This is a genomic window from Peribacillus sp. TE19612 (assembly GCF_056279465.1).
In genome coordinates, this window is the sequence record NZ_JBWCCL010000013.1 from 60,328 (window position 1) to 84,524 (window position 24,197).

General features: G+C 42.9%; 23 protein-coding genes and 1 pseudogene. 15 read left to right on the forward strand and 9 right to left on the reverse strand.

Annotation, left to right across the window (positions count from 1 at the left end; all coding sequences use genetic code 11):
• Positions 1-96 precede the first annotated feature (96 nt).
• From brnQ to ACZ9AO_RS20935, 4 genes are all read left to right on the forward strand, one after another.
• Positions 97-1,428 carry a branched-chain amino acid transport system II carrier protein gene (gene brnQ / locus ACZ9AO_RS20920; RefSeq protein WP_476110185.1) on the forward strand — a complete coding sequence of 444 codons (1,332 nt, stop codon included), beginning with the start codon at positions 97-99 and terminating at the stop codon, positions 1,426-1,428.
• 286 nt (positions 1,429-1,714) lie between these two features.
• Positions 1,715-2,581 carry an ATP-binding protein gene (locus ACZ9AO_RS20925; protein WP_476110187.1) on the forward strand — a complete coding sequence of 289 codons (867 nt, stop codon included), beginning with the start codon at positions 1,715-1,717 and terminating at the stop codon, positions 2,579-2,581.
• 15 nt (positions 2,582-2,596) lie between these two features.
• Positions 2,597-4,513, forward strand: coding sequence for a vWA domain-containing protein (locus ACZ9AO_RS20930; RefSeq protein WP_476110189.1), 1,917 nt, complete (start codon positions 2,597-2,599; stop codon positions 4,511-4,513).
• A gap of 156 nt (positions 4,514-4,669) precedes the next feature.
• The gene (locus ACZ9AO_RS20935) at positions 4,670-5,362 is read left to right on the forward strand and encodes a hypothetical protein (protein ID WP_251543016.1); all 693 of its coding nucleotides are present in this window, start codon (positions 4,670-4,672) and stop codon (positions 5,360-5,362) included.
• A gap of 49 nt (positions 5,363-5,411) precedes the next feature.
• Here ACZ9AO_RS20935 and ACZ9AO_RS20940 read toward each other — a convergent pair whose 3' ends face one another.
• Positions 5,412-5,531: a DUF4023 family protein gene (locus ACZ9AO_RS20940; RefSeq protein WP_048686276.1), complete on the reverse strand. Its 120-nt coding sequence runs from the start codon at positions 5,529-5,531 to the stop codon at positions 5,412-5,414.
• 274 nt (positions 5,532-5,805) lie between these two features.
• On the opposite strand from ACZ9AO_RS20940, the gene ACZ9AO_RS20945 reads away from it, so the two are divergent.
• The 6 genes and pseudogenes from ACZ9AO_RS20945 to eutC all read left to right on the forward strand — a co-directional run.
• Positions 5,806-7,179, forward strand: coding sequence for a sensor histidine kinase (locus tag ACZ9AO_RS20945; RefSeq protein ID WP_476110191.1), 1,374 nt, complete (start codon positions 5,806-5,808; stop codon positions 7,177-7,179).
• 9 nt (positions 7,180-7,188) lie between these two features.
• Positions 7,189-7,773 (forward strand): ANTAR domain-containing response regulator, encoded by a 585-nt coding sequence (locus ACZ9AO_RS20950; protein WP_251542985.1) that lies wholly within the window; start codon positions 7,189-7,191, stop codon positions 7,771-7,773.
• Positions 7,774-7,918: 145 nt separating this feature from the next.
• Entirely contained in the window at positions 7,919-9,190 is a 1,272-nt protein-coding gene (gene eutH, locus ACZ9AO_RS20955) for an ethanolamine utilization protein EutH (RefSeq protein WP_476110194.1), read from the forward strand.
• An 18-nt stretch (positions 9,191-9,208) separates the two neighbouring features.
• Positions 9,209-10,615, forward strand: a complete 1,407-nt coding sequence (locus tag ACZ9AO_RS20960; protein ID WP_251542987.1) for an ethanolamine ammonia-lyase reactivating factor EutA — start codon at positions 9,209-9,211, stop codon at positions 10,613-10,615.
• A gap of 18 nt (positions 10,616-10,633) precedes the next feature.
• Entirely contained in the window at positions 10,634-11,998 is a 1,365-nt protein-coding gene (locus ACZ9AO_RS20965) for an ethanolamine ammonia-lyase subunit EutB (RefSeq protein ID WP_476110196.1), read from the forward strand.
• A gap of 23 nt (positions 11,999-12,021) precedes the next feature.
• Positions 12,022-12,756: pseudogene (eutC, locus tag ACZ9AO_RS20970) on the forward strand (ethanolamine ammonia-lyase subunit EutC); the annotation flags it as partial.
• Positions 12,757-12,916: 160 nt separating this feature from the next.
• Here eutC and ACZ9AO_RS20975 read toward each other — a convergent pair.
• The gene (locus ACZ9AO_RS20975; protein ID WP_476110198.1) at positions 12,917-13,642 is read right to left on the reverse strand and encodes a DUF4261 domain-containing protein; all 726 of its coding nucleotides are present in this window, start codon (positions 13,640-13,642) and stop codon (positions 12,917-12,919) included.
• 260 nt (positions 13,643-13,902) lie between these two features.
• Between ACZ9AO_RS20975 and ACZ9AO_RS20980 the strand changes: the two genes are divergently transcribed.
• Positions 13,903-14,622, forward strand: a complete 720-nt coding sequence (locus tag ACZ9AO_RS20980; protein WP_053536610.1) for a YebC/PmpR family DNA-binding transcriptional regulator — start codon at positions 13,903-13,905, stop codon at positions 14,620-14,622.
• A 99-nt stretch (positions 14,623-14,721) separates the two neighbouring features.
• Here ACZ9AO_RS20980 and ACZ9AO_RS20985 read toward each other — a convergent pair whose 3' ends face one another.
• Positions 14,722-16,128, reverse strand: coding sequence for a polysaccharide deacetylase family protein (locus ACZ9AO_RS20985; protein WP_476110200.1), 1,407 nt, complete (start codon positions 16,126-16,128; stop codon positions 14,722-14,724).
• A 185-nt stretch (positions 16,129-16,313) separates the two neighbouring features.
• On the opposite strand from ACZ9AO_RS20985, the gene ACZ9AO_RS20990 reads away from it, so the two are divergent.
• Complete coding sequence (locus tag ACZ9AO_RS20990) at positions 16,314-16,829, forward strand: sigma-70 family RNA polymerase sigma factor (protein WP_476110202.1); 516 nt, start codon at positions 16,314-16,316, stop codon at positions 16,827-16,829.
• Positions 16,814-17,683: an anti-sigma-V factor RsiV gene (rsiV, locus tag ACZ9AO_RS20995; RefSeq protein ID WP_476110204.1), complete on the forward strand. Its 870-nt coding sequence runs from the start codon at positions 16,814-16,816 to the stop codon at positions 17,681-17,683. The genes ACZ9AO_RS20990 and rsiV overlap by 16 nt, the downstream gene beginning before the upstream one ends.
• Positions 17,684-17,769: 86 nt before the next feature.
• Here the strand turns inward: rsiV and ACZ9AO_RS21000 are convergent, their stop codons facing one another.
• Positions 17,770-17,994, reverse strand: coding sequence for a hypothetical protein (locus ACZ9AO_RS21000; protein ID WP_057279147.1), 225 nt, complete (start codon positions 17,992-17,994; stop codon positions 17,770-17,772).
• Positions 17,995-18,332: 338 nt separating this feature from the next.
• Between ACZ9AO_RS21000 and ACZ9AO_RS21005 the strand changes: the two genes are divergently transcribed.
• Complete coding sequence (locus tag ACZ9AO_RS21005) at positions 18,333-19,826, forward strand: peptide MFS transporter (RefSeq protein ID WP_476110206.1); 1,494 nt, start codon at positions 18,333-18,335, stop codon at positions 19,824-19,826.
• Between the two features lie 130 nt (positions 19,827-19,956).
• On the opposite strand, the gene arfA is transcribed toward ACZ9AO_RS21005, so the two are convergent.
• Positions 19,957-20,121 carry an alternative ribosome rescue factor ArfA gene (arfA, locus tag ACZ9AO_RS21010; RefSeq protein ID WP_476110208.1) on the reverse strand — a complete coding sequence of 55 codons (165 nt, stop codon included), beginning with the start codon at positions 20,119-20,121 and terminating at the stop codon, positions 19,957-19,959.
• 95 nt (positions 20,122-20,216) lie between these two features.
• Complete coding sequence (locus ACZ9AO_RS21015; protein ID WP_251542998.1) at positions 20,217-20,489, reverse strand: YesK family protein; 273 nt, start codon at positions 20,487-20,489, stop codon at positions 20,217-20,219.
• A 503-nt stretch (positions 20,490-20,992) separates the two neighbouring features.
• On the opposite strand from ACZ9AO_RS21015, the gene ACZ9AO_RS21020 reads away from it, so the two are divergent.
• Positions 20,993-21,148: a hypothetical protein gene (locus tag ACZ9AO_RS21020; RefSeq protein WP_476110210.1), complete on the forward strand. Its 156-nt coding sequence runs from the start codon at positions 20,993-20,995 to the stop codon at positions 21,146-21,148.
• 134 nt (positions 21,149-21,282) lie between these two features.
• Here ACZ9AO_RS21020 and bioA read toward each other — a convergent pair whose 3' ends face one another.
• Genes bioA through ACZ9AO_RS21035 form a run of 3 tightly spaced genes read right to left on the reverse strand, consistent with a single transcriptional unit; the run spans position 21,283 to position 23,932 of the window.
• Positions 21,283-22,665 carry an adenosylmethionine--8-amino-7-oxononanoate transaminase gene (gene bioA / locus ACZ9AO_RS21025; RefSeq protein ID WP_476110212.1) on the reverse strand — a complete coding sequence of 461 codons (1,383 nt, stop codon included), beginning with the start codon at positions 22,663-22,665 and terminating at the stop codon, positions 21,283-21,285.
• Positions 22,662-23,369, reverse strand: coding sequence for a dethiobiotin synthase (gene bioD / locus ACZ9AO_RS21030; RefSeq protein ID WP_476110214.1), 708 nt, complete (start codon positions 23,367-23,369; stop codon positions 22,662-22,664). Before bioD ends, bioA begins: the two co-directional genes overlap by 4 nt.
• Positions 23,348-23,932 carry a biotin transporter BioY gene (locus ACZ9AO_RS21035; protein WP_063595970.1) on the reverse strand — a complete coding sequence of 195 codons (585 nt, stop codon included), beginning with the start codon at positions 23,930-23,932 and terminating at the stop codon, positions 23,348-23,350. The genes bioD and ACZ9AO_RS21035 overlap by 22 nt, the downstream gene beginning before the upstream one ends.
• Positions 23,933-24,197 lie beyond the last annotated feature (265 nt).

A 24,197-nucleotide genomic window follows, 5' to 3' on the forward strand; every position in this document is an offset into this window, starting at 1 on the left:
AAGTAGAATGGTTCGAAGTTATGTCATTTTATTTTAGGAAATTGTGGACAACTCTTTTCTTCGTTAAGATAATCAAAAAACAATGGAGGGCTCTATATGTCACAGAAAGCACCGCTGTCTTTTGTCATTGTAACAGGATTAATGCTTTTTGCTTTATTTTTTGGTGCAGGAAACTTAATTTTCCCTGCCATGCTCGGTCAATCCGCGGGGACCAATTTATGGTCGGCCAGTTTAGGGTTCATCATTACAGGTGTTGGACTGCCATTCATTACAATATTGGCCTTTGGTTTTTCAGGCAAAAATGATGTTCAATCGCTTGCAAGCAGGGCACACCCGTTATTCGGCATCATTTTCACAGTTGTTCTTTATTTATCTTTGGGACCGCTGTTCGCGCTTCCCAGAACGGGGAGTGTATCCTACGAAATAGGGATTAAACCTTTCCTATCTAATGATGTCGGTTTTTTACCATTGCTGATATTCACGATCATATACTTTGGGATTGCCTGTTTATTATCCATCAATCCATCAAAAATGCTCGATATCGTCGGAAAAATATTAACACCTTTATTATTGATTTTCATCGGGATCCTCATTGTGGTCGCAATTATTAACCCAATGGGTGAAATCCAACCACCAGCGGCAGATTATTCAGATAATTCTTTCTTCAAGGGATTTAAAGAAGGATATTTGACCATGGATACGCTGGCCGGATTTGCATTCGGGATCATCGTCATCAATGCGATCAAAGATAGAGGGATAACATCAAGAAAAGAAGTGTTGGGCTTCTGTCTGAAAGCCGGCTTAATAGCTGCCACCTTGTTGGTGATCGTTTATGCGTCTATAACTTATGTAGGTGCAACAAGTGTGGGAAAACTCGGTCAACTGGGTAATGGCGGGGACGTTTTGGCTCAAGCTTCGAACCACTTTTTCGGACCGGCTGGTGCCGTGTTGTTAGGGTTGATTGTGATCGCTGCTTGCCTGACGACAAGCATCGGTTTGATAACGGCTTGTGCTACGTATTTCAATAAAATACTGCCTGCCGTATCGTATAAATCATTTGTCGTCATCTTCTCCGTTTTCAGTGCGGCTGTTGCCAATGTAGGTTTGACCAAGCTGATTTCCATTACAGTGCCTGTGTTAACGGCGCTTTATCCCGTGGCGATCGTTTTGATTGTTCTTACTTTCTTCCATTCCTTATTCAAAGGGAAATCGGAGGTATATTTAGGAAGCTTATTGTTAACGGCCATCATCAGCATAATGGATGGAATAGTGGCATCAGGTATTAAACTGGATGCCGTTTCGGACCTTTTCACTCAATACCTTCCACTATATAGTGTAGGGGTGGGCTGGGTGATTCCTGCCATCATCGGCGGTGTATTGGGCTATATGGTATACCTATTGAAAGGTGATCCCAAGGAAGCCTATTAAGGGATATCATTCTCTAACATCGAATCTTGAAAGGAGCTGTCTTGATGACAGCTCCTTAGTTTGTCTACAAAAGTGAGTTCGGAATGCTATCACCCGCCCCCTGTTTTGATGAGTCTTGGCATCGGAGTAAGGGAGCGGATTTCAGAATGAAAAAATGCAGGGGAAACTCGCTTTATTCCGAGTTTGTCTACAATCGGGGAGTTGTCTTGATGACAGCTCCTTTTCTTAGTGTTTGTTTTTAATGGGAAAGAGCCTTAAAATGTTCAGAAAGGGGTGTAGGAACATAATGATCAATCGATTACCAACAGAAATAGCAAATATATTACAAACAAGCAAAAAGAAACCTGCTCAATTTGAGGAATTGATCAGGAGCGGCGGATATCTGCCTCCCGAGATGGAGTTGATGGTGGATGCCATCACGGCCTTGAGCATGGGGAAGAATATCCTTTTGAAGGGTCCGACAGGGGCAGGAAAGACAAAGTTTGCCGAGACTTTATCGAACTTATTCAACCAGCCGATGTTCAGCGTCAACTGCTCAGTCGACTTGGATGCCGAAAGCTTATTGGGCTTCAAGACGCTGGCTTACAAAGAGGAAAAACAAGTGATAGAATTCGTACCTGGACCAGTGACCAATTCGATGAATCACGGTCACTTCTTATATATAGATGAAATCAACATGGCAAAACCGGAAACTCTGCCGCTTATCAATGGTGTGCTTGATTACAGAAGGACGATAACGAATCCGTTCACGAATGAAGTGATAACGGCAAAAGAAGGCTTTAATGTGATTGCTGCAATCAACGAAGGGTATGTTGGGACAGTGCCGCTGAATGAAGCGCTAAAAAATAGGTTTGTCGTCATTGAAGTTCCTTATATCGAAGGGGAGCAGTTAAAGCAATTGATAGAAACCAATACAAAGCTGAAGGATCCAAGAAGTATTGATTTGTTCGTTAAACTTTCGAGTGATTTGATAAATGCCGTGAATCAAGGGAAGGTGGCTGAAGATGCGGCGTCGATCAGGGCTTTGCTTGATGCTTGCGATCTGAGTGTGTTGATCCCGCCGAAACGGGCGATTCTTCGTTCCATTGTGGATAAGTTGGACGAGGAACGGGAGCGTGAGTTCGTGAAGAACTTGGCTGACACATTATTCTAACTAGGAGAATGCCTCATGAAGTATATCCGGTTCAATGATTCAATAATAGATACGGCACTTTTTTTACAGCTTCAGGATCTCTCGACTGTTTTATCCGGCATTCCTGAGCTGGAATTCGAATACAATTATGGCTCCTTCATTGATCTGATCGAGAATAAGGTCACTGCCAGCCACTTTTGGGAAAATGGCAATAAGGAAGTGAAGGAAGCAGGGCTGAAAACGGACGTGCTTCTTAGAACGATAGGCACGCTGCATCACACAACAATCCAGAGCATGAAGGAGTACCAGGACAGCATCGGGGAAAGTTCGCTTCCGAAGTTTGCAGCCCAATTATTCGCCTTGCTGGAAGATTTGCGATTGGAAGAATTGGTGAAGAGAGAAAGACCAGGCACGAAGAAATGGTTTTCGGTAAGGGGGGCTTACCTTAAACAATATTTCGAAAGCCAATTGGCGACGAATGTCACCAGAAGTTTTGCACTGGATGAATTATATTGCCTCATATATTTACTGCTTCAATCTGACAGGCCGGATCCGATTTTTCCGAGAGCCAATGAAAAGCAACTGGAAGAACTGGAGAAACTCAAACCGTTCATCCATGCGGTCTTTGATGCCACTAAAACCAGTGATATCACGAGAATTTGCGAGCAAATCGTTTTCCGTGTGAACGATGGCTACGAAGATACGATGAATGAATATTTCATTTTCCCCATTGCAAGTGTGGAAAAGTATGAAGCAAATACCTTATTTGATGAACTGACTAGAAATGATGAACTGTTGAACGATGATACAGATGATGCAGACGAAGAGAAAAGTGAGTTCATTGATGAAAAATTCTCGACTTGGCATCGGGAGAACAAGAACAGCGAAAGTAATTCGACGTTTCTCCAATTTGAGTTGGAGCAGGGAACGAAAACAAGCCTGATGGGCGGAGGTGCCCGGGAAGCGGAAGATGCCGACCAAGCACTGGCTTCGATCCAGGGTTCATCAGGGGAAAGTCAACAAAAGGAATACAATCAGCAAGAAACGCTGGAGAAGAAACAAACCAATATGGGCAAAAGCGGTGAACATCCATTTGGTGAAGAAAATAAAGACGTCGTTCAGGTAATCAAAGAAGCCAAAGTACCAACACTTACGGAAGAGAAACGCTACCGAGAGTTTGTTGCGGATATCGAACCGTTCAAGAGGAAACTCTCCAGTACCATTGAAAAGACGCTGGAAAATAAAAAGAACGCACCAAGAAAAGATTTGGTTTTTGGCCGTTTATCAAAGAAATTACTCCCGCTTGTATTTGAAGAAAATCCAAGGGTATTTTATAAAAAGAACCAGGATTCTAATGAAATGGATGCCGTATTCACATTGCTTATCGATTGCTCGGCTTCCATGCATAACAAAATGGATGAAACGAAACGAGGGGTCGTCCTGTTTCATGAAGTGCTGAAGAAATTAAGGATCCCCCACTCGATCGTGGGTTTCTGGGAAGATGCCAATGAAGTGAGGGAAGGATATCAGCCGAACTACTTCCATGTGATCCAGTCCCATTCCGATTCTCTTTATCTAAACTCAGGAGCTAAAATCATGCAGCTTGAGCCGGAGGAAGACAACCGCGACGGATACAGTATCAGGGTTGCCACAATGGAATTGGAAAAAAGGCGCGAAAAAAACCGTTTCTTGCTCGTATTTTCCGATGGTGAGCCGGCGGCAAGCGATTATGATCAAAATGGAATTGTCGATACACACCTTGCTGTTTCGGAAGCCAGGAAGAAAGGTATCGAAGTCATCGGCCTGTTTTTAGCGGATGGAGGCATCGATGAGAGTGAAGAGGTGACGATGAAAAACATCTATGGCAAAGAACGCCTGATGATTCCGAGTGTAGCTGAATTGCCAGAGCAATTTACACCGCTGTTAAAAAAATTGCTGCTGAAGACCATTTAAGAAACATATAGATAAAAACGCAGTAGGATTCAAGTTTTGGATCTTACTGTTTTTTTTTTTGCTTTGTCAACTATTGGTGGAAACTTAAAATGAACGTCGAATGAGATTTCTTTTGTCGTGATTGGGGTAAACCATAGATGAGGAGTGATCATTTTGATGAATGTACTTTTTATGCTGCTTTATTTTATAATCATTGTTCTTGTAATTGAAATATCGGTCACCTTGATGAAATTGACTGGATTAAAAAGCACAGTGGCAAGATTTCAGGTTATTTCCATGCTGACGGGCACTGGTTTTACAACTGACGAGTCAAAATCCATTATCGATCACCCCATTCGACGGAAAATAAGCATGTTCTTAATTTTATTTGGTGCATTCTCGCTTGCTGTCATCATTTCATCGATCAGTACATTGCTTACAGATGATCTGCGTTTGATGGAGTTAAGCATCATTATTGGAATCCTGCTGGTTTTAACCGTTTTGGTGAAGGTTCCATTCCTGAATAATAGATTATCGAATAAGATGAAAAGTGAAATGTACAATCATTATGAATTATGGGAACACCCGATAGAAGAGGTCTTATTTTTAGAAGATGAAGACGTGGTCATGGAAATCGATATTTATGAGGACTCGGAGTTCATCGATGTCAAAGCCTTTGATGTCATTTCACATGGAGCCGACATCAATATTTTATTTATTAAAAGCGGAGAGGTGAAAATCAGAAAAGAGCTATACGAGTATAAAATCAAATTAGGGGATAATCTCTTTTTATATGGAAATAAAAAAGAGATAGAAGAAACATTCTCAAAAGAAATCGAAGAGATGAAGAAGAAAAGTGCATCAGACTGAAAAGATCCCAGCCTATATTATGGCTGGGATCTTTTGAAGATTGTCTTCATTAGTGTTTTTTATTCGGTAATTTCTGAGCGGGATTCCCATTACCTTGACGGCGCATATTGCCTTCTTCCTTTTTTTGCTGCTCTTGAATGCTTTCAACAAACTCCTTTGAACTTTTCATGGAATGTACCTCCTCCGTTATTTTCTTTTTTACTATAACCAGAAGAGGTGGAATTCATGAGTAAGCAAAAAGGAACGGTGGTCATACATGGACTTAAGTGGTAACTTTGTTCCACAAGTGAGTTGAAAAGAATAAGGGTCAATCGTTTTAAATAACGCTATCTAATGTTAGAATACATTACATTAGAATATTTTGAATATTGACAAAAATAGGGTCGGTATCTATAATAAGCAATAATAATATCCATGAATAAACGTTTATTGGGGTTTTGCCTATGGAACGGACAATGACCGTCCGGGATTTATGTGCGTTGCATACTCAGTTATTGGACAGTGATATTCAAATTCTTGAAAACCTATCAACGAATTTACCGTTGATAGCCGATTTGAATAAAGCGAATGTGTTTATTGATTGTCCGGTGCGTGAAGGGAAGCATGTCATTGTCGTTGCAGAGGCATGCGGACATTCCGTGAAATCGGTTTACGATCATCCGGTTGTCGGGAAATTTGCTTATGAGGCATTCGAACCGGCCGTATTTTATGTATTGCGCACCGGAAAGGACATGTTCGTGAATCGGGCATTGACTCAAGAGGGAGCGATGGTCCAGCAAAGTGTCGTTCCAATCAAGGGGGAATGCAATCGGGTCATCGCCGTTTTGATCATGGAAAAGGTGATTCATGAAGAACCTGTATCTTTCAATCAGTTTGATAGGCAAGATCAACAAAATTCCTTAGTTCCTGAATTTATCGAAGAGTCCATTTTCCTGATTAATAACCAAAACCGACTTGTTTATACGAATCCTGCTGCCATTAATTTAGTATCGGAAATATGTTTGACGGAATGTGTTTTAGGTGAAACGATTTTCGATTACTTTCCTGGCTTTGCGGATGTTCTTGCTTCAAAAGAGGACATTTTGATGAAGGAAATGAACATTGGTAAAAAGATTATCCAACTAAAGAAGTTCCATTTGGGCAACAAGAATTCCAATGAAACATTCATCATCATCCGGGACCTGACTGAACTGCGGGATAAAGAGAGGGAGCTGATCAGCAAGTCAGTAGCCATTCGTGAAATTCATCATAGGGTGAAGAATAATTTGCAGACAGTGGCCAGTTTGCTTCGGCTGCAAATGAGGTTAGGAGCCCCTGAAGAAAGCAAGCCCCATTTATTGGTCAGTTTGAACCGGGTTTTAAGCATATCGTCGGTTTATGAAATCATTTTGGCAAGCAGTCAGGTCGATCATGTGGATCTGCTGGAGCTTATTAGAAAAATAGGCGATATGATCGTTCATACGGAGGGTCAGGCCCGCCAATGCCTAAGCATTGAATATAGTGGTGAGCTTCATTCGATTGATTCCGACATTGGCATTTCGGTCGCGCTGGTGGTGAATGAGCTCATTCATAATTGTGTGAAACATGCTTTCAAGGAAGGGACGGAAGGGAACATAACCGTATGCTTGCAAAAGGATGGTCCTGAATTGGAACTTCAAGTAAGAGATGATGGCATCGGATATTCACCTGCAGTGAAACCTTCTTTGGGGCTGGATATCATCCGCATGACGGTGGAAAATGATTTGGATGGGGAGTTTTCGATTCAGCGGATTAAAGAAGGTACCCTGGCTTCTGTAAGATTTCCATACAAGAGGTAGGTGGGAGAAGTGGTCAAGAGGATTTTGGTCGTGGAGGATGAATCGATTGTTCTGCTTGATATAACGATCATGCTCAAGGATGCAGGATTCGATGTGGTTGGACATGCCCGTAATGGGGAGAAGGCGATTGAATTGGCACATGCACTGCAGCCGGATCTCGTTTTGATGGATATCAAAATGCCGAAAATGAATGGGCTTAAGGCTAGCGATGTGATATCCAATACCTTTCAGATTCCTGTCCTGCTTTTAACTGCATTCAGCCAGCGTAAATATATCGACGAGGCGAAACGGGCGAACATCGTCGGATATCTTGTAAAGCCAATTACGGAGGCGAATCTGATCCCGGCAGTGGAGATAGCTTTGCTGCAAGCAGCCAATACAAAGAAGTATCAGGAACGAAATGCTCAATTGGATGAAACGCTCACAAATCGCAAAGTCATTGAAAAGGCAAAAGGAATCATCATGAAAAGGAAGAATGTTACCGAAGAAATCGCTTACAATAAGCTGAGAAGGCTTAGTATGGATAAGCAGCTTTCCATGGAGACGGTGGCACGTCGAATCATTGCAAATGATCAAAAACAAGTAAATAGATGAAGCAATGGCGCTTTGATGGACCAAATTGGTTATAGGCAGGCATTTCTGCCGAAAAACCTAAGTTTGGGCTATAAGAGGCGTCTTTTTTTTATACCCTTTTTTAAGTCGATAGGCCAAATCAAATTGGAATTCAGGGGGAATATGTATGGAGATGGTAGGTAAATTCGTTATTTATATCATTATGGTGTGTGCCGTTGTCGGTGCTATTACATCGATTAAAGACAGTGAGCAGGGCTTGGGGAAACAGTTCATGGAAGGTTTGCATACCGTTGGCCATATATTTATCCCGGCAGCTGGAATCATGGCCTCGATCCCTTATTTATCTTGGTTCATCAATACAGTATGCGGCCCGGTTTTCGCTGCGATTGGTGCAGATCCAGCCCTCGCCGCAACAACGATTTTGGCGACGGATATGGGGGGGTATCAATTAGCGGCCGAGCTGAAGGAATCCTATGAAGGCTGGATCATGGCGATGATTGTCGGCTTTATGTCCGGGGCAACGATTGTATTCTCGATTCCAATGGGACTTGCGATGCTGGAGAAGCGTGATCATAAATACATGGCACTTGGTGTCATGTCAGGAATCCTGACGATTCCGATTGGCGCTTTTATCTCAAGCGTGCTGGTGGTGGCGACGAATTCGAAAATCCGCGAAGTGATTTCCACGAATGCGGATTCTACATACGAATTCGCGTTGAGCTATTTGAAAATTGCCCTGAACCTTTCCCCGCTTCTTATTTTTGTGGTCTTGCTCGCGTTAGGTCTTTATTTCCTGCCGGATTTGATGATCAAAGGTTTCATGTGGTTTGGAAAAATATTGGATGCTGCGATTAAACTTGTACTCGTGTTTTCGATCGTGGAAATTTTCACAGGATTGTTTTCCAAAGTATTTGGAGCTTGGGGTTTCCATCCGATCATGGCCGATAAGGCAGACCAATTCCGTGCCCTGGAAACGGCGGGGTATATCGGGATAATGCTGGCAGGTGCATTTCCAATGATTTACCTGATTCAAAAATATGCAGGCAAGCCATTGGAAGCGATGGGCGGGAAAATCGGGTTGAGCAAAGCCGGGAGTGCAGGAATATTAGCCACGGTAGCCAATATATTAGCAATGTTCAAGCTTGTTAAAGAAATGCCGCCGAAGGATAAGGTCATAAACATTTCCTTCGCTGTGTGTGCAGCCTTCCTATTGGGTGATCATTTATCATTCACAGCCAACTTTCAGCCTTCCTTAATATTACCGATCATTGTCGGTAAGCTATCTGCCGGAGCGATTGGAATCGGTCTTGCTTACTGGCTGTCCGTTCCGAAAGCTTTGGAATTAGAAGAAAAGGATCGTGCAGCAGGAGTTATCGGCATAAATGAATATAAAACGAAAAACGAGGAAGAAAACAGCAATGAAATCCAAGTGGTGTAAAACTGGGGTGTGATTTTAATGAATGAACAGGTGGAACGAATCATCAGTGCAGGAATTGATATTGGCACCAGTACGACGAAGCTTGTTATAAGCGAGCTTTCGCTTAGGAATGTGGCGGGTGGCGGACAGGTGCCAAAAATCGAAATTACCGATAAGGAAATTCTGTATCGAAGTCCCATTTTCAGGACCCCGCTTGTATCCGAGACGGTAATTGATATACCTGCTGTTCAAAGAATGGTGGAAAGTGAATACCAAAAAGCAGGAATCACGATCGAAAGCATACAAACAGGGGCTGTCATCATCACTGGGGAAACGGCAACCAAACAAAATGCAGAAGAAATGGTGTACCGGTTATCTAAAGCGGCGGGGGAATTCCTTGTAGCGGCAGCCGGTCCGGATTTGGAGGGGATCATTGCCGCCAAGGGGTCCGGCGCCTATCAACATTCCATCAAGACAAGAAAGACTGTAGCGAACATAGACATTGGCGGGGGGACAGCGAATATTGCCGTATACCGTTCAGGCATGCTTTGCGGAACCTGCACACTGCATATAGGAGGCCGTTTGGTGGAGTGGGAAGGAGCGAAGGTGAGGGTTGCTCCTTCAATAGGAAAATGGCTGAAATCAAAAGGGCACTCTCCTTTGAATGGTGAAGGGGCAATCATCGCAAATGAAATGGCGAAGGTGCTTTCGAGGTTTTTGGCTGGCTCCTTCACAAAAGAAGATGAACTCCTATTAGTTGGGAAGGAGCCATCTTGGACAGAACGAATAGACGTGTTGATGTTCTCGGGCGGTGTCAGTGATTGCATCTATCATGAAGAACGGGAGGACGAAAGCTTCCGGGATATCGGCATGATGCTTGCCGCCTCTATCAAGGAAAGTGAAGAATTGGCCGCATGGGAGTGGGAACATCCCGTTGAAACGGTTCGGGCGACTGTACTTGGAGCAGGCGCACATACAACTGAAATCAGCGGAGCAACCATCGAAGTGAATGATTCTCATCTGCCAGTCCGTAATATTCCAGTCTATCGGGTCGATTTTCATGGCGTGCTTGATGATGTAACCGCGAAAATGGCACAAGCTGTTCAGGATGCGATCACAATATACGACGCTTTGCAGGAGGGGCTGAATTTTGCCTTTTATTTAACGAATTTACCTTATCAATCATTTCGGGACATTCACCGGCTCGCAGTCGCTTTTACCGAGGCACTGAAGCAAAAACCGAATCGGCAGCAGCCTCTGATCATTGTCATGGATAGTGATTATGGAAAGGCACTTGGTCAAACCATTCTAGCGAATCAACCGGATTTGCCGGTCATCTGTATTGATCAGACAGAAGTGGAACATGGTGATTATTTAGATATAGGAAGGCTGCTGCGGACAGGGGTCGTTCCGGTGGTAGTAAAAACGCTAACCTTCCACAGTTAGGAAAAGGAGGATCATACGATGAAATTATCCACTCAATATTTTGGGGAAACCCATCAATTCAAATCGTTGAAAGAAGTCCTGGCCAAAGCGAATGAAGAGAAATCAGGAGATAGGCTTGCGGGAATTGCAGCAGATTCCGTTCAAGAACGGATTGCGGCGAAAGCGGTGCTTAGCGAATTGACTTTGGCGGACATCAGGAACTATCCCCTGCTCTCCCCGGAAGAGGATGAGGTGTCGCGGATCATAGACGGTCTAATCAATGGAAACATCTATCAATCTGTGAAGAATTGGAGCGTTGCCGAACTGCGTGAATATATTTTGAGTGACGAAACGACAGGCGAAGACTTAAAGCGATTAAGCAGGGGCTTGAATAGTGAAATGATTGCAGCGGCAGCCAAGTTGATGTCGAACCTCGACCTTATCCATGCAGCCAATAAAATCGAAGTGCTCACCAAGAATAATAGCACGATCGGATACAAAGGAACGCTTGCTTCGCGCCTTCAGCCTAACCACCCGACAGACAATGTCGATGGCATGCTGGCCTCTTTAAAAGAAGGCCTCTCCTATGGAATCGGGGATGCCCTCATTGGAATCAACCCTGTCGATGATTCGGTCGAAAGCGTAAAGCGTCTGCTTCATGCAACACAGGATGTCATCCAGAAATGGAACATCCCGACCCAAAATTGTGTGCTTGCGCATGTGACCACGCAAATGAAGGCCGTTCAGCAGGGGGCGCCTGCTGATATGATCTTTCAAAGCATAGCCGGAACGGAAACGGCCAATCGCTCTTTTGGAATTAACGTACAATTGCTCGAAGAAGCTAATGAGATAGCAAAGGCCTATGGCACCGGCACAGGCCCGCAGCATCTTTATTTTGAAACAGGGCAAGGCTCCGAGTTATCGGCCGAAGCGCATTTCGGTATCGATCAGGTGACGCTTGAAGCCAGGAACTATGGATTTGCCCGTTATTTTGACCCGTACATTGTCAATACGGTCGTCGGATTCATCGGACCTGAATATCTATATAACAGCAAGCAGGTCATCCGGGCCGGGTTAGAAGATCATTTCATGGGGAAAATGCATGGACTGCCGATGGGAGTGGATATTTGCTATACGAATCATATGAAGGCAGATCAAAATGATATCGAGGACTTGGGTGTACTTTTAACGGCGGCTGGTGTGAATTTCATCATCGCAACTCCGATGGGTGATGACTGCATGTTAAACTATCAGTCTTTGAGTTATCACGATATAGCGACTTTGAGACAAACGATGGATAAGCGGCCTGCCCCATTATATGAAGCTTGGCTGGAGAAGATGGGGATTATGGAGAACGGGAAATTAACGAAGCGTGCCGGTGATCCAACTATATTTAACCATTAGGAGTGGATGATATGGGAATGAATAATAAGGAAGATTTGGATGCCATGATAGCGAAAACCCCTGCGAGGATAGGGGTAGGCAGATCAGGGACCCGGCCGAAAACGGATTCTTGGCTGAAATTCCGTTTTGACCATGCGGCGGCCGTCGATGCTGTATATGGTGAAGTCAGTGATATTCTTTTGAAGCGCTTAGATTTATTCAAAGTGAAAACGAAGGCCGATGATAAGGAAGTCTATTTACGGCGTCCGGATTATGGCAGGAAGCTTTCGGATGAAGCAAAGAGGGTGATAGATGCCAAATGCATAAAGGGCCCAACGGTTCAAATCATCATTTCCGATGGCTTAAGTGCCAAGGCGATCGAAGAAAATGTCGAGGACGTCTATTTATCTTTCAAACAATCTGTGGCAGTGGCAGGTCTGGATACGGGTACACCTTTTTATATTGAAAAGGGCCGGGTTGCCGTGATGGATGATATCGGTGAAATCCTTGGACCTGAGGTCATTGTCCTGTTGATCGGTGAACGGCCTGGTCTGGTCAGTGCTGAATCATTGAGCGCTTACATTTGCTATAAACCACGTTTGGGCACCATTGAAGCGGAGAGGATGGTCATTTCCAACATCCATAAAGGAGGGATCCCCCCTGTTGAAGCTGGAGCGCATCTAGGCACGGTCATTCAAAAGATCCTCAAATACCAAGCGAGCGGCATGTCTCTCGTGAAGAAGGAACATGAAGAAGAAAAACGTGAAAAACTCGGTTGAACCCCTAGTGTCTAAAAAAAGGAAGTTCGGATGGTCTCATTCCTGACGATCATTAAGACTAGGTCGTTGATTTCTGAAATCGACTGGAATACTTTTAAAGTAAAAAAACTGCAGGCACTCGCTTTATTTGCCTGCAGTCTGGGGGGAGCGGATCGCTCCCCTATTTACTTGTCCCTAAATTCCATAATCCAAACGGGTTGTAGAAGGGATGGTCTTCTTCATATCTAAAGTCCTGAAGGCCCGTCAATATAAAGTCGGGTGCATCTTGTTGAATGCTAAAGGTTTCGCCATTCTTAAAGAGAGGCCGTTCACCTACATGGTAATAATTGAATGTGTTAAGCAGGGCAGCCGCCTCTTTCGGACTCATTGTGTTAAGTGTCACGGCATCCGGAAGACCAAAGGCTTTCATTCCGAAAGAACAATAATAGTCTTCCTCTCCGATGATCGTGACAAAATGGGCATATACCGAGAGAATATCCGGGCTATGATGAAGATGCTGCCAATTTTCCTTTGAATGGGCAATTCCAGCCGTTTCTATTTTCACTGCCATTCCGCCTGCCTTGAGGATCGCTGCCCCGGCATCGATCAAATCGATAACAGTTCCGGTATCGGATACATCGGCTATTATATAAACGGTAAAGGTATGGCCATTGATTTCCTCTAATGCATTCTCTGAAAAGGCGTCTTTACTGGCGTAAGAAAAGCTCTCTTTTAAAGTGGGTTCATAATCATGGATCTCCGCCTGAAACGTAATGTTCTTATCACTGTTATGAAAAACATTCCCGGCTAACAGATACCCTTCGCTTTGGGAAGCGACCGTTTGAATCAATTCTGTCCGGTCCTTCCATTTACCGGGTATCCCGATGATGATTTGGTTGTCCTTCATGGATCATCTCTCCTTTCCGATCACTTCATACTATACCACTACTGATGTTTTCCATAGCATTTCATGAAAAATGGCGCAAAGTACCGATAAATGCCAGTGAGGGATGTGCAGGACTTTTTCAAAATTATACAATTGATGTATAATATAATCTAGTAAACGTATAGCCTATCTTCAAAGGAATTCCCCTTGTGGGTTTTCTCATAGGGCCGTATCTTAATTATCTATTCGTATATATTAATGATGAAAGAGAGTGGAATATAATGGGTCGTAAGTGGAATAACATTAAAGAAAAAAAAGCGTCAAAAGATGCTAATACTAGTCGGATTTATGCTAAGTTCGGACGGGAAATATATGTAGTGGCAAAACAAGGCGAACCAGATCCAGAATCCAATCAGGCATTAAGGGTCGTACTTGAGCGTGCGAAAACGTACAATGTTCCAAGAGCGATCATTGACCGTGCGATTGAAAAAGCCAAAGGCGGTTCGGAAGAAAACTATGACGAACTTCGTTATGAAGGATTCGGTCCCAATGGTTCGATGGTCATCGTGGATGCATTGACAAACAACGTGAACCGGACGGCATCCGATGTACGTGCCGCATTCGGGAAAAATGGCGGGAATATGGGTGTCAGCGGATCTGTTGCTTATATGTTCGATGCAACGGCTGTCATCGGGATTGAAGGTAAAACGGCTGATGATGTTCTTGAACTGTTAATGGAAGCGGATGTTGATGTACGTGACATCATTGAAGAAGAAGAAAGTGTCATCGTTTATGCCGAGCCTGAACAATTCCATGCTGTACAACAAGCATTCAAGGATGCAGGAATCAGCGATTTTACAGTGGCAGAGCTGACGATGCTTGCACAAAATGACTTAACCCTTCCGGAAGATGCACAAGCACAATTCGAAAAAATGATTGATGCATTGGAAGATCTGGAAGATGTTCAACAAGTTTATCATAATGTAGATCTTGGTGAATGATGAAATGAGCAGGCCTTTGCTATATGATCAAAGGTCTGCTTATTTCATTTGAAAGGAAAGAGCCTGTTCCGAATCACGAAACAGGCTCTTTCCTTTTGATTATTCACTTATGGTGATTCCGGAAAGTTCACGGTCTTTCTTTACCTTTTCCAATTCTGAAATAGTGACAAGTTGATAACCTTGGTCATGCAGTTGTTTAATGATTTTTCCTGCAGCCTGGGCGCTAGTTTGATAGATATCATGCATTAATATGACTCTTCCATCTTTGGCTTTGCTCATCACTTTGTTTACGATTTTCTTTTCATTGCGTTCTTTCCAATCCTCTGGATCGACATCCCAAAGGGAGACTTTCATATCCTCCATGTATTCCCGAACATTATGGTTAATCGCTCCATATGGGGGACGGACGAGATTTGGCTCAGTACCTGTAGCTTTTTTTACAGCGTCTTGGGTCTTTTCGATTTGATCTTCGATTTTGTTCTTGCTTAAGCGCGTCAGCTGCGGATGATCCCATGAATGGTTGCCGATCTCATTTCCTTCCTGCAGCATTTTTTGCAGAACTTCAGGATAATGCTGTACGCGGCTTCCAAGTACGAAAAACGTCGCGTGACCATCAAATTTTTTCAGGTCTTCCAGAATGGACATGGTATGACTTGGATGCGGCCCGTCATCGAACGTCAAGGCAATGACCTTTTTAGAAGGGTCGATCCATTCATTTTGCACGGGCAGTTTGGCGACGATATGTTTCGGCTGCCATTCCTTTACACGATCCTCATTCAAATCTTGACTTTGATATGAATCTAGCAAACTATCTTTAAAAAGATCCTTCTTGATGGCTATTGTATGGGTCTTGGTTGAATCATCAGTCTTAACGTAGAAAACGAGCGTATTTTTAAAGACTGAAAAAGAATTGAAGTTGGCTGCCTTCAGTTTGTTTTCCTTTTTAATGAGACTGTTTGAAATGCCTTCTTCTTCCTTCTGCGTTAACTCTTCAAAAACAATATCGGATAAAACGGATAAATAATCAGTATCCGTGGCAAAGATGTCTTCTATAGAGAGCTTTTGCTGAGATGGAATATCATAAGTGAAGATCTGGGTTCCAGACTGCTTCTTTCCTTCCACTTGCTCATATTTATCGAAGGAAATCGTAATGGTCTGTTTGCTGAAATGGAGGATCTTATAGGTGAGGTTAAGCTCGGAAGCTTTTCCGTTGGATGCTTTCCATTTCTTTTCATAATCCTTAATTTCTTTCTTTATGTAGGCTTCTAGCTGCTTGTCGATATTTTCTAAATGCAGAACAGGCCTGCTTGCTGAATACCCGCCTTTCGTATTATCTTTCACATACGTTTGAATATCGGCTTCTGGGTAATTTTTATCAGTTGTATAGGCCGAAACGGTTCTCTTCTTATCAAAAGCAAGGCTTTTAATGGCTAACCCCAGCGTTCCTACAGCAGCTGTTAGACATAATAGAAAAATAAAGACTTTTTTATAATTTAATTTCCTCATGATGCACTCCACCTCGATAATCATTCTACTATATAGACGCGCCAAAAGTCTTAAAAGTTTGTAAAAAATTTCATTTTTTTATATTTATATTTTTCCTTGCTCATTTTCAAACTTTTATGGCTGCACCAACGTCTATTCTTTGTACCTAGGATACGTAATTTAAATGTAAGGAGCTCTAACATGTAATGAAAAACCCAGATATGATTCAATTAATCGCGGCCCGGATAACCGAAAGGCAAGAGAATTTGTACAGACTTGCTTTTTACTATGTCAAAAACCAAGAGGATGCCCTGGATATCGTGCAGGAATCAATCAGGAAAGCGCTAGCCTCCAGCAGCAAAATCAAAGACGCCGCTTCTATAGATAGTTGGTTATATAAGATCATCGTCCGAACGGCACTGGATGTTTTGCGGAAGAATAAGAAACTGACCGTCGCCGATGATGAAACAATAGAATACTTGCGCCGCGGTGAGGAGGATCACTATCCTGACCTGGATTTGCAAAAGGCCCTGGAAGGACTTTCAGTCAAGTACAAAACGGTAGTCGTCCTCCGTTTCTTTGAGGACCTGAAGCTGGACGAAATAGCGGAAGTTCTGGAAGAGAACGTAAGCACGATTAAAACGAGATTATATAAAGCGCTGCAACTATTGCGGATCAACATGACTGAACGGGAGGAAACGAAAAGATGGAAAAAAAATTAAAAGATCTGCGGGAAGAATATCTTAAAATACCGATACCAAAGGAATTGAATCATTTCGTTCAAGCAGCCTTGAATCAAAAGCCAAGGAAGAAGCCGAGGGTTGGCAGGAATATCCTCGTGTCAGCGGCTGCAGCGCTTCTGATCGTGACAGCTTCCGTAAACATCAGTCCGGCAGCGGCGAAAGCCATGAGTGATATACCGATAGTCGAGAAGGTCATCAAAGTGATTACCTTCGTCGAATGGAAAGAAGAAGCGAATAATTCTTCGGCAGTAATCAAAACGCCTGCTATATCCGGTCTCGAGAATAAACAGCTCGAAGATAGCTTGAATGATAAATACTTATCGGAAAGCAAGCAGCTTTATAAGGAATTCACGGACTCCATGTCAAAACTGAAGGAAGGGGAAAAGGGCAATATCTCGGTGGAAAGCGGATATGTGATATTGACGGATAATGAAACGATATTATCCGTACAGCGTTATACGGATACGATTCAGGCGTCCAGTTCTACAGAAAGTCAATTCGATACAGTCGACAAGAAAAACGAAGTGCTGTTAACGCTAAATAGCTTATTTAAAGATGATCGCTATCTTCAGGTGATCAGCGAGAACATCAAGGAACAGATGAAGCGGCAGATGGCTGAAGATCCGGAAAAGATATATTGGGTGGAAGATGATGATTTTACTGCTTTTAAAGGCATCGATGAAAACCAAAACTTTTATATAAACGAAGATGGCAAGCTAGTCATCGCCTTTAACAGCTATGAAGCTGCGCCGGGGTATATGGGGGCCGTCGAGTTCATCATCCCGACAAAGGTGCTGTCAAACCTTCTTGTTGGCGATCAATATATCCATTAAAACGGCCCTATTGTAATTCTTATGACGGGCGGAAGGTTTTTAAAACGGCACAATATCCATTAAAAAAGACGAACAACGTTACTGACTTACAGTAACCTTGGTTCGTCTCTTTTTTGTTCGAATTTCATCTGGTCCAATTCCAGCCTCATTTTTTCCGTCTCCATAAGGAAGTTTTCATGTTTAAGCTTTTCAAGCTCCAGTTCAACTTGCAGCATCTTATGTTTGTTTTTTGACTGTTTTTCAAAATGGCTTGTCAGTATTCCGAGTATAGGGATGGAAAAAATCATTACCACGGTTATGATCCCGAACATTATGGTGCCTCCTCTTTTTTTATATCTATTATACGGTGAATAGAACGGTTGTGGTGGGGTTATTTCAAAATTCATCATTTCCTTTTCTCGTGAATAAGTACATGGCAACCAAAGTGATATCAAGCGTAATACCATGGATGAAGTTAGGGTAATATATCATTGATGGCCGCTTTCTATTAGATTATATGGACTGTTTTTTAGTGCGAAATCCGGACTTTTGCTTGTATGGTGGAAAGCCACTTCTATTTATTTTGAAATTAATTATTTAAATATACTAAATATTTGTTTACAATAGTGAAATTTAAAGTTATTATACAATAATAAAAGGAGGGCTAGGTATGGCAACGATAAATAAACAGAAAATTGTGGATAGTGTACCTCAAAAAGGTTTTTTTGGAAACCCTAAAGGATTATTCACCCTTTTCTTTACTGAGTTCTGGGAGCGTTTTTCCTATTATGGCATGAAGGCCATTCTTGTTTACTATATGTATTACGAAGTTTCTAAAGGGGGACTAGGCCTTGATGAAACCACGGCCCTTGCCCTTGTATCCATCTATGGATCTTTAGTATATATGTCCGGTATAATTGGCGGCTGGCTCGCCGATAGGATTTTCGGGACTTCAAAAGCCGTATTTTACGGCGGTATCTTGATTATGCTCGGGCATATTGTCCTTGCTGTACCAGGCAGTCTTTCCATGTTCTTTGTTTCCATGGTACTCATTGTTCTGGGTACTGGTTTATTAAAACCGAATGTTTCCAGCATTGTCGGGGAAATTTACGCAGAAAATGATGAACGCCGGGATTCCGGTTTCAGTATATTCTATATGGGTATCAACATGGGTGCATTCCTTTCACCATTTGTTGTCGGTACAGTCGGTATGGACTACAGCTTCCATCTTGGTTTTGGACTTGCAGCAATTGGTATGTTGATAGGTCTCATTGTCTTTGTTACAACAAAGAAAAAGAACCTGGGCTTGGCTGGAACTCTTCCTGCTAACCCATTATCACAGGATGAAAAGAAAAAAGTATTCACTAAATTGGGGATAGCCGCACTTATCATAGTTGCCATCATCGGCATCACTGCTTCTGCAGGCATCTTAACAATTGAAACTTTTATTAATCTTGTGGGTATTCTAGGAATCGTTATTCCGACCCTTTATTTCATTTTCATGTATCGCAGCCCGAAAACGACTTCTGTTGAACGTTCACGCTTGATTGCCTATATTCCTTTGTTTATAGCAGCTGTCATGTTCTGGGCTATTCAAGAGCAAGGTGCAACAATATTGGCAAGCTATGCAGACAAACGGACACAGTTGAACTTTGCAGGATTGGAAATAAACCCGGCATGGTTCCAATCTTTGAACCCTTTGTTCATCATTACCCTTGCACCAGTATTTGCATGGTTATGGATTAAATTAGGAAAGCGTCAGCCGACCATTCCTCAAAAATTCTCAATAGGTCTACTGTTCGCCGGTTTATCATTCCTGGTTATCCTGCTTCCTGTTTATTTCGGTGGATCAGACGCATTAGTCAATCCACTATGGCTTGTACTAAGCTATTTCCTTGTAGTGCTTGGAGAGCTTTGCTTATCGCCAGTTGGACTTTCTGCCACTACTAAATTGGCTCCAGCTGCATTCTCGGCACAAACAATGAGCCTGTGGTTCCTGGCAAGTGCAGCAGCACAAGCACTGAACGCACAAATCGTTAGATTCTACACACCTCAAACCGAAATGGCTTATTTTGGAGTGATCGGTGTTGCTTCAATCGTCCTTGGACTGGCCCTGATGGCCTTATCACCAAAGATTCAAGGTTACATGAAAGGCATTCGCTAACACGTAGCAAGCAATAAAAGAAAGATGACCTCTAAATTAGACGGGGTCATCTTTTTTTTATTAATATTATCATTTTTGCTTCCCCTTGTTTCTTCTGAATGTGGAATCCTATTCCATTTGTCTTACAAAATTAATCGATCAGTGGAATTTCAGAAATGATACGGTTACCATAAAGAAATAAGCTAATATGAAAAAAAGAGCATCCTTTATAGGATTGCTCTTTTTTCCGGTTGTAAGAACCTTTTCCTTTTTTGTTTTTAATAATACGGGTGGAGGGGTCAAACGCCCAACGCATTCAGCTATTTGTCATTTCACCAATGGTTTTTTTGTTTTAATCGTTTTAGTCATTGTATATATTCCTGTTTTCATAGATTATCCGAACTAAATGGGCTAGCTTTGCACACCTTTGTTTTTACTCGCAATTATTGAAGCCACAATTGCAAAGGGAAGTAAAAAGAAAGCCAGTATTCCATATCCAGCTCCTTCAAACCCTCTGATGTTCACAAAACCAATGTAAAACAAAATAATTGACGCTATAACGGTTAATACGCCTGGTAAAAGCCTTACAAATAAAGATAAATGTAATTTCCTAAACCACCACGCCAAAAGTATTACTAACATCCCAGGGACACAAGCAACCAGGAGGGGAAATCCTAACATCATTTTGTAACCTCCTTAAAAAAATTATGTAAATAATACCATAATTAGTAAAATTTATATTTTTTATTTAAGGAGTGAAAAAGACAGCAGGAGGTCACCTTCTTGGATGTGTGAGGGAGGAAAACAAAAAAGTCAAACGTAAAGGTGAGGTAAATTAAATTTTTTAATATTGTTGGATAGGGTTTCTATTAAATTTTAAAACAAAGTTGATTGGAACAGGTGTGCGAGACTCCTGCGGAAAATGCGCGTCTAAGGGAGACCCATAGGCGCAAGCCGAATGCCGGCCGCCCGCGGAAAGCGAGTGCCTGGAGTGGAAATCAACGTTTGAATCGTACAAGCCATTAGAAAAGCTGAGGCAAATGGGGGTCGGAAAACGTACCTTTCATCAAAAGAAGTTCCGAATCATTTGCTCCAAAGCAACACCTTAAACTCCATAGGTAGGTTCGTTCTAAATTTAAGAACAGAGTTGATTGGAGTGAAAGGTACGAGACTCCTGTGGGGAAAGCGTGTCTAGGGGAGACCCCGCAGGCGCAAGCCAAGGAGGCTCCCCGACCGCCCGCGGAAAGCGAGTGCCTGAAGCGAAAATCAACATCCAAATCGTACAAGCGATTAGAAAAGCTGGGGCAAAATGGGGGTCCACCTCTGTCCTTTATTTCACTTAATTTCTTTCTAGGATTCAACATCTGCCTCTTCATGAATAGCCAAAGATGTGTGATATCTTCGGTATAATTCATATGTCAATGAAGCTAAGAAAGGAAAGGACCGGATGAGCGCTGCTCTTCCGGTTCTTTGTGAATCAGTTTGCTGCTGGAATCAATCCTTTATGAATGGAGACTTCCTGGATGGCACGGTAGACGGTTTCGACCATGAAATCGAGTTCTTTTTCTGACATGGAAAGGATTGGCATCATCGTGATGACTGGACCAAGTTCCCGGATGATCAGGCCATTTTCCCGTGCTGTATGGATGATCCCGGAAACGACGTTTTCTTGGAGAGTGAACGTTTCTTTTGTTTCACGGTCTTTAACGATTTCCACTCCAATCATGAAGCCGCGCTGGCGGATATCGCCGACTATCGGAAGTTCGTATAGCGCTTGCAGTCTTTGTGATAGGTATTTTGATTTTTTCTGGATGTCTTTAATGAGATTGCGGCTTTCCATTAGCTCGATATTCTTCAGGGCCAGGGCACAGGCAAGCTGATTTCCTGTATAGGTGTGACCATGATAGAAGGTTTTATGTTCTTCCCGTTCTCCCAAGAAGGATTGAAAGATCTGCTCGTTCATGATGGTGGCGGCGAGTGGCATATATCCCCCAGTGATCCCTTTACCCATACACATGATATCGGGTACGACGTCTTCCTGTTCGCAGGCAAACATCGTACCGGTGCGACCGAACCCTACAGCCACCTCATCACAAATTAAGAGGATATTGTACTTTTTACATAATTTCCCGACCTCTTTCAAAAAGCCAAGGGGATGGGTAATGATACCTGCTGCTCCCTGCACAAGCGGCTCGATGATCAATCCTGCAATTTCCTCGGATTGTTTCTGCAGTAACTTCTCCAGTTCCTTCAAGCAATGGTTTTTCACGGCTTCTGGATCTCCATATTCAGTCATGTGATAGGCATATGGTGAAGGGGCTGAAATCCGTTGAAATAAGAGGGGCTTAAAGATTCTATGGAATAGATCCATTCCGCCCACACTCACGGCACCGACAGTATCGCCGTGGTATGCTTCGTCAAGGGAGACGAATTTGTTTTTATTCCGATGCTTGACGGGATCGATATTCTGCCAATATTGATAAGCGACTTTAAGGGCGATTTCCACAGCGGCTGATCCCGTGTCGGAGTAAAAGACTTTCGATAAAGAACCAGGAGTGATCTCTGCCAGTTTTTTCGCCAGTAAGATCGATGGTACATTTGCAGATCCGAGCAGCGTCGAGTGCGCGACTTTATTCACTTGCTCAATTAGGGCGCCGTTTAATTCCGGCTCGTTATGCCCGTGAACATTCACCCATAATGAAGCATAGCCATCGAGGTAGCGTTTGCCATCCACATCAATCAGGTAGCTGCCTTCGCCGCGTTCGATGATAAGCGGTTTACTTTCCCGATACGTTTTCATTTGTGTGAACGGATGCCATACATATTCCTTATCCCATTGTTCTAAATCCTGACTGTTCATGCTTCGAACACCTCTTTCAGTTGTTGGGTATATTCTTGATCACCAAGCAAATCAAGGATGCAGATCCTCAAGTCTTTTCTAACATCGGTCAGTGTCGGGATGCAGGCTAGGCCATTCAGCCCAGTCAGCTTTTCAATGGTTTCGATATTGTCTTGATGAATCCGATCTTCTGCCCGGTAATGATTATACAAAATGGTTTTCACGTTTATATCATGGACTTGGGCATAAGAATGGGTCGTCACGACATCATGAATCGCCCCTAAACCGCTTGTGGATACGAAGAGGACAGGCATCCCGCAATCCCTTATGAAATCGGCCGTCATATAGAAACCTTCCGTTCGTTCAATAAGCGGCACAGCCAATCCTCCAGCGCCCTCGACTAATACGATGTCATACATTTCCTCAAGTTCATGAACCCTTTCCACGACTTTCTTCTCATCGATGAGACTGCCGGTTAATTTAATCGCCAAATGTGGGGAGGTTTCGGGTTCCAGTGTGTAAAACCCAGCTTCCTTTACACCGAGTTCCTGCTCAAACCAAGATATATCCGGGTATGTATGATTTTCCTCATTGATTCCAGTTTGAAATGGTTTGAATATCGTGACGCTTTTTCCCAATGTTTGAAGTGACAGATAGAGTGCACTCGTGACGACGGTCTTTCCAATATCCGTGCCAGTTCCGGTTATAAAGTAGGCTTGGCCCATGGATGATTCAGCTCCTTTACGTTTATATATCTTGCAATGCGCGGGCGTACTTGCTGAATGATGACAGCACATAGAATGCATAGCATTAAATCACCGGGTACAGGTAACAAGAAGCCGTATAGTATCGTTTGGCTGATGGAAAGCGGCGTTTCCACAATCCACTTCATCGAACCATACAGCCAGATGCAGCCGAAAAGGTAAACGGTCAGCAAAGTGGCGGCATTAGCAAAGAATATGGAACGAATTGTGGAGAGGGAAAACCGGTTGATCAGCCATCCATTTACATAGGCTCCCAGTATATATCCGAGCAAATAGCCGAAAGTGGGTTTGAATATATAGCCGAATCCCCCGCCTTCAGCAAACACGGGCACCCCGATAAGTCCGATCAAGACGTAGCATAACTGACTGAGCATTCCAAGCCGGGGCCCCAACAATGCGCCTGCCAAATAGACTGCCAGAATTTGCAGCGTGAATGGTATGTAAGGGATAGGTATCTTAATAAATGCGCCAATGGCAGTTAACGCGGTAAAAAGGGCCACATAAGAAATCGTCCTTGCTTTCAAGTTTTTAACCCCCTTTTTTGAAAGTGCTGGCAGAATGCCCACTATTAGTTTGCCTGATTCCTATTTTATATGTCAACTAATTTATTATTTAGTTAACATATAAAATGCCAGTTTTCTTAGGATTTAAAGGACAACTAGGAAAATATTGAAAAAAGGCCATTGAATAATATTTTGTTTGTATGTTATTATTCTAACGATATGTTAACTTAATATATTTTAGGTTAACAAATATTATCACTCCTTTGATACTGCTAAATGTTAATTG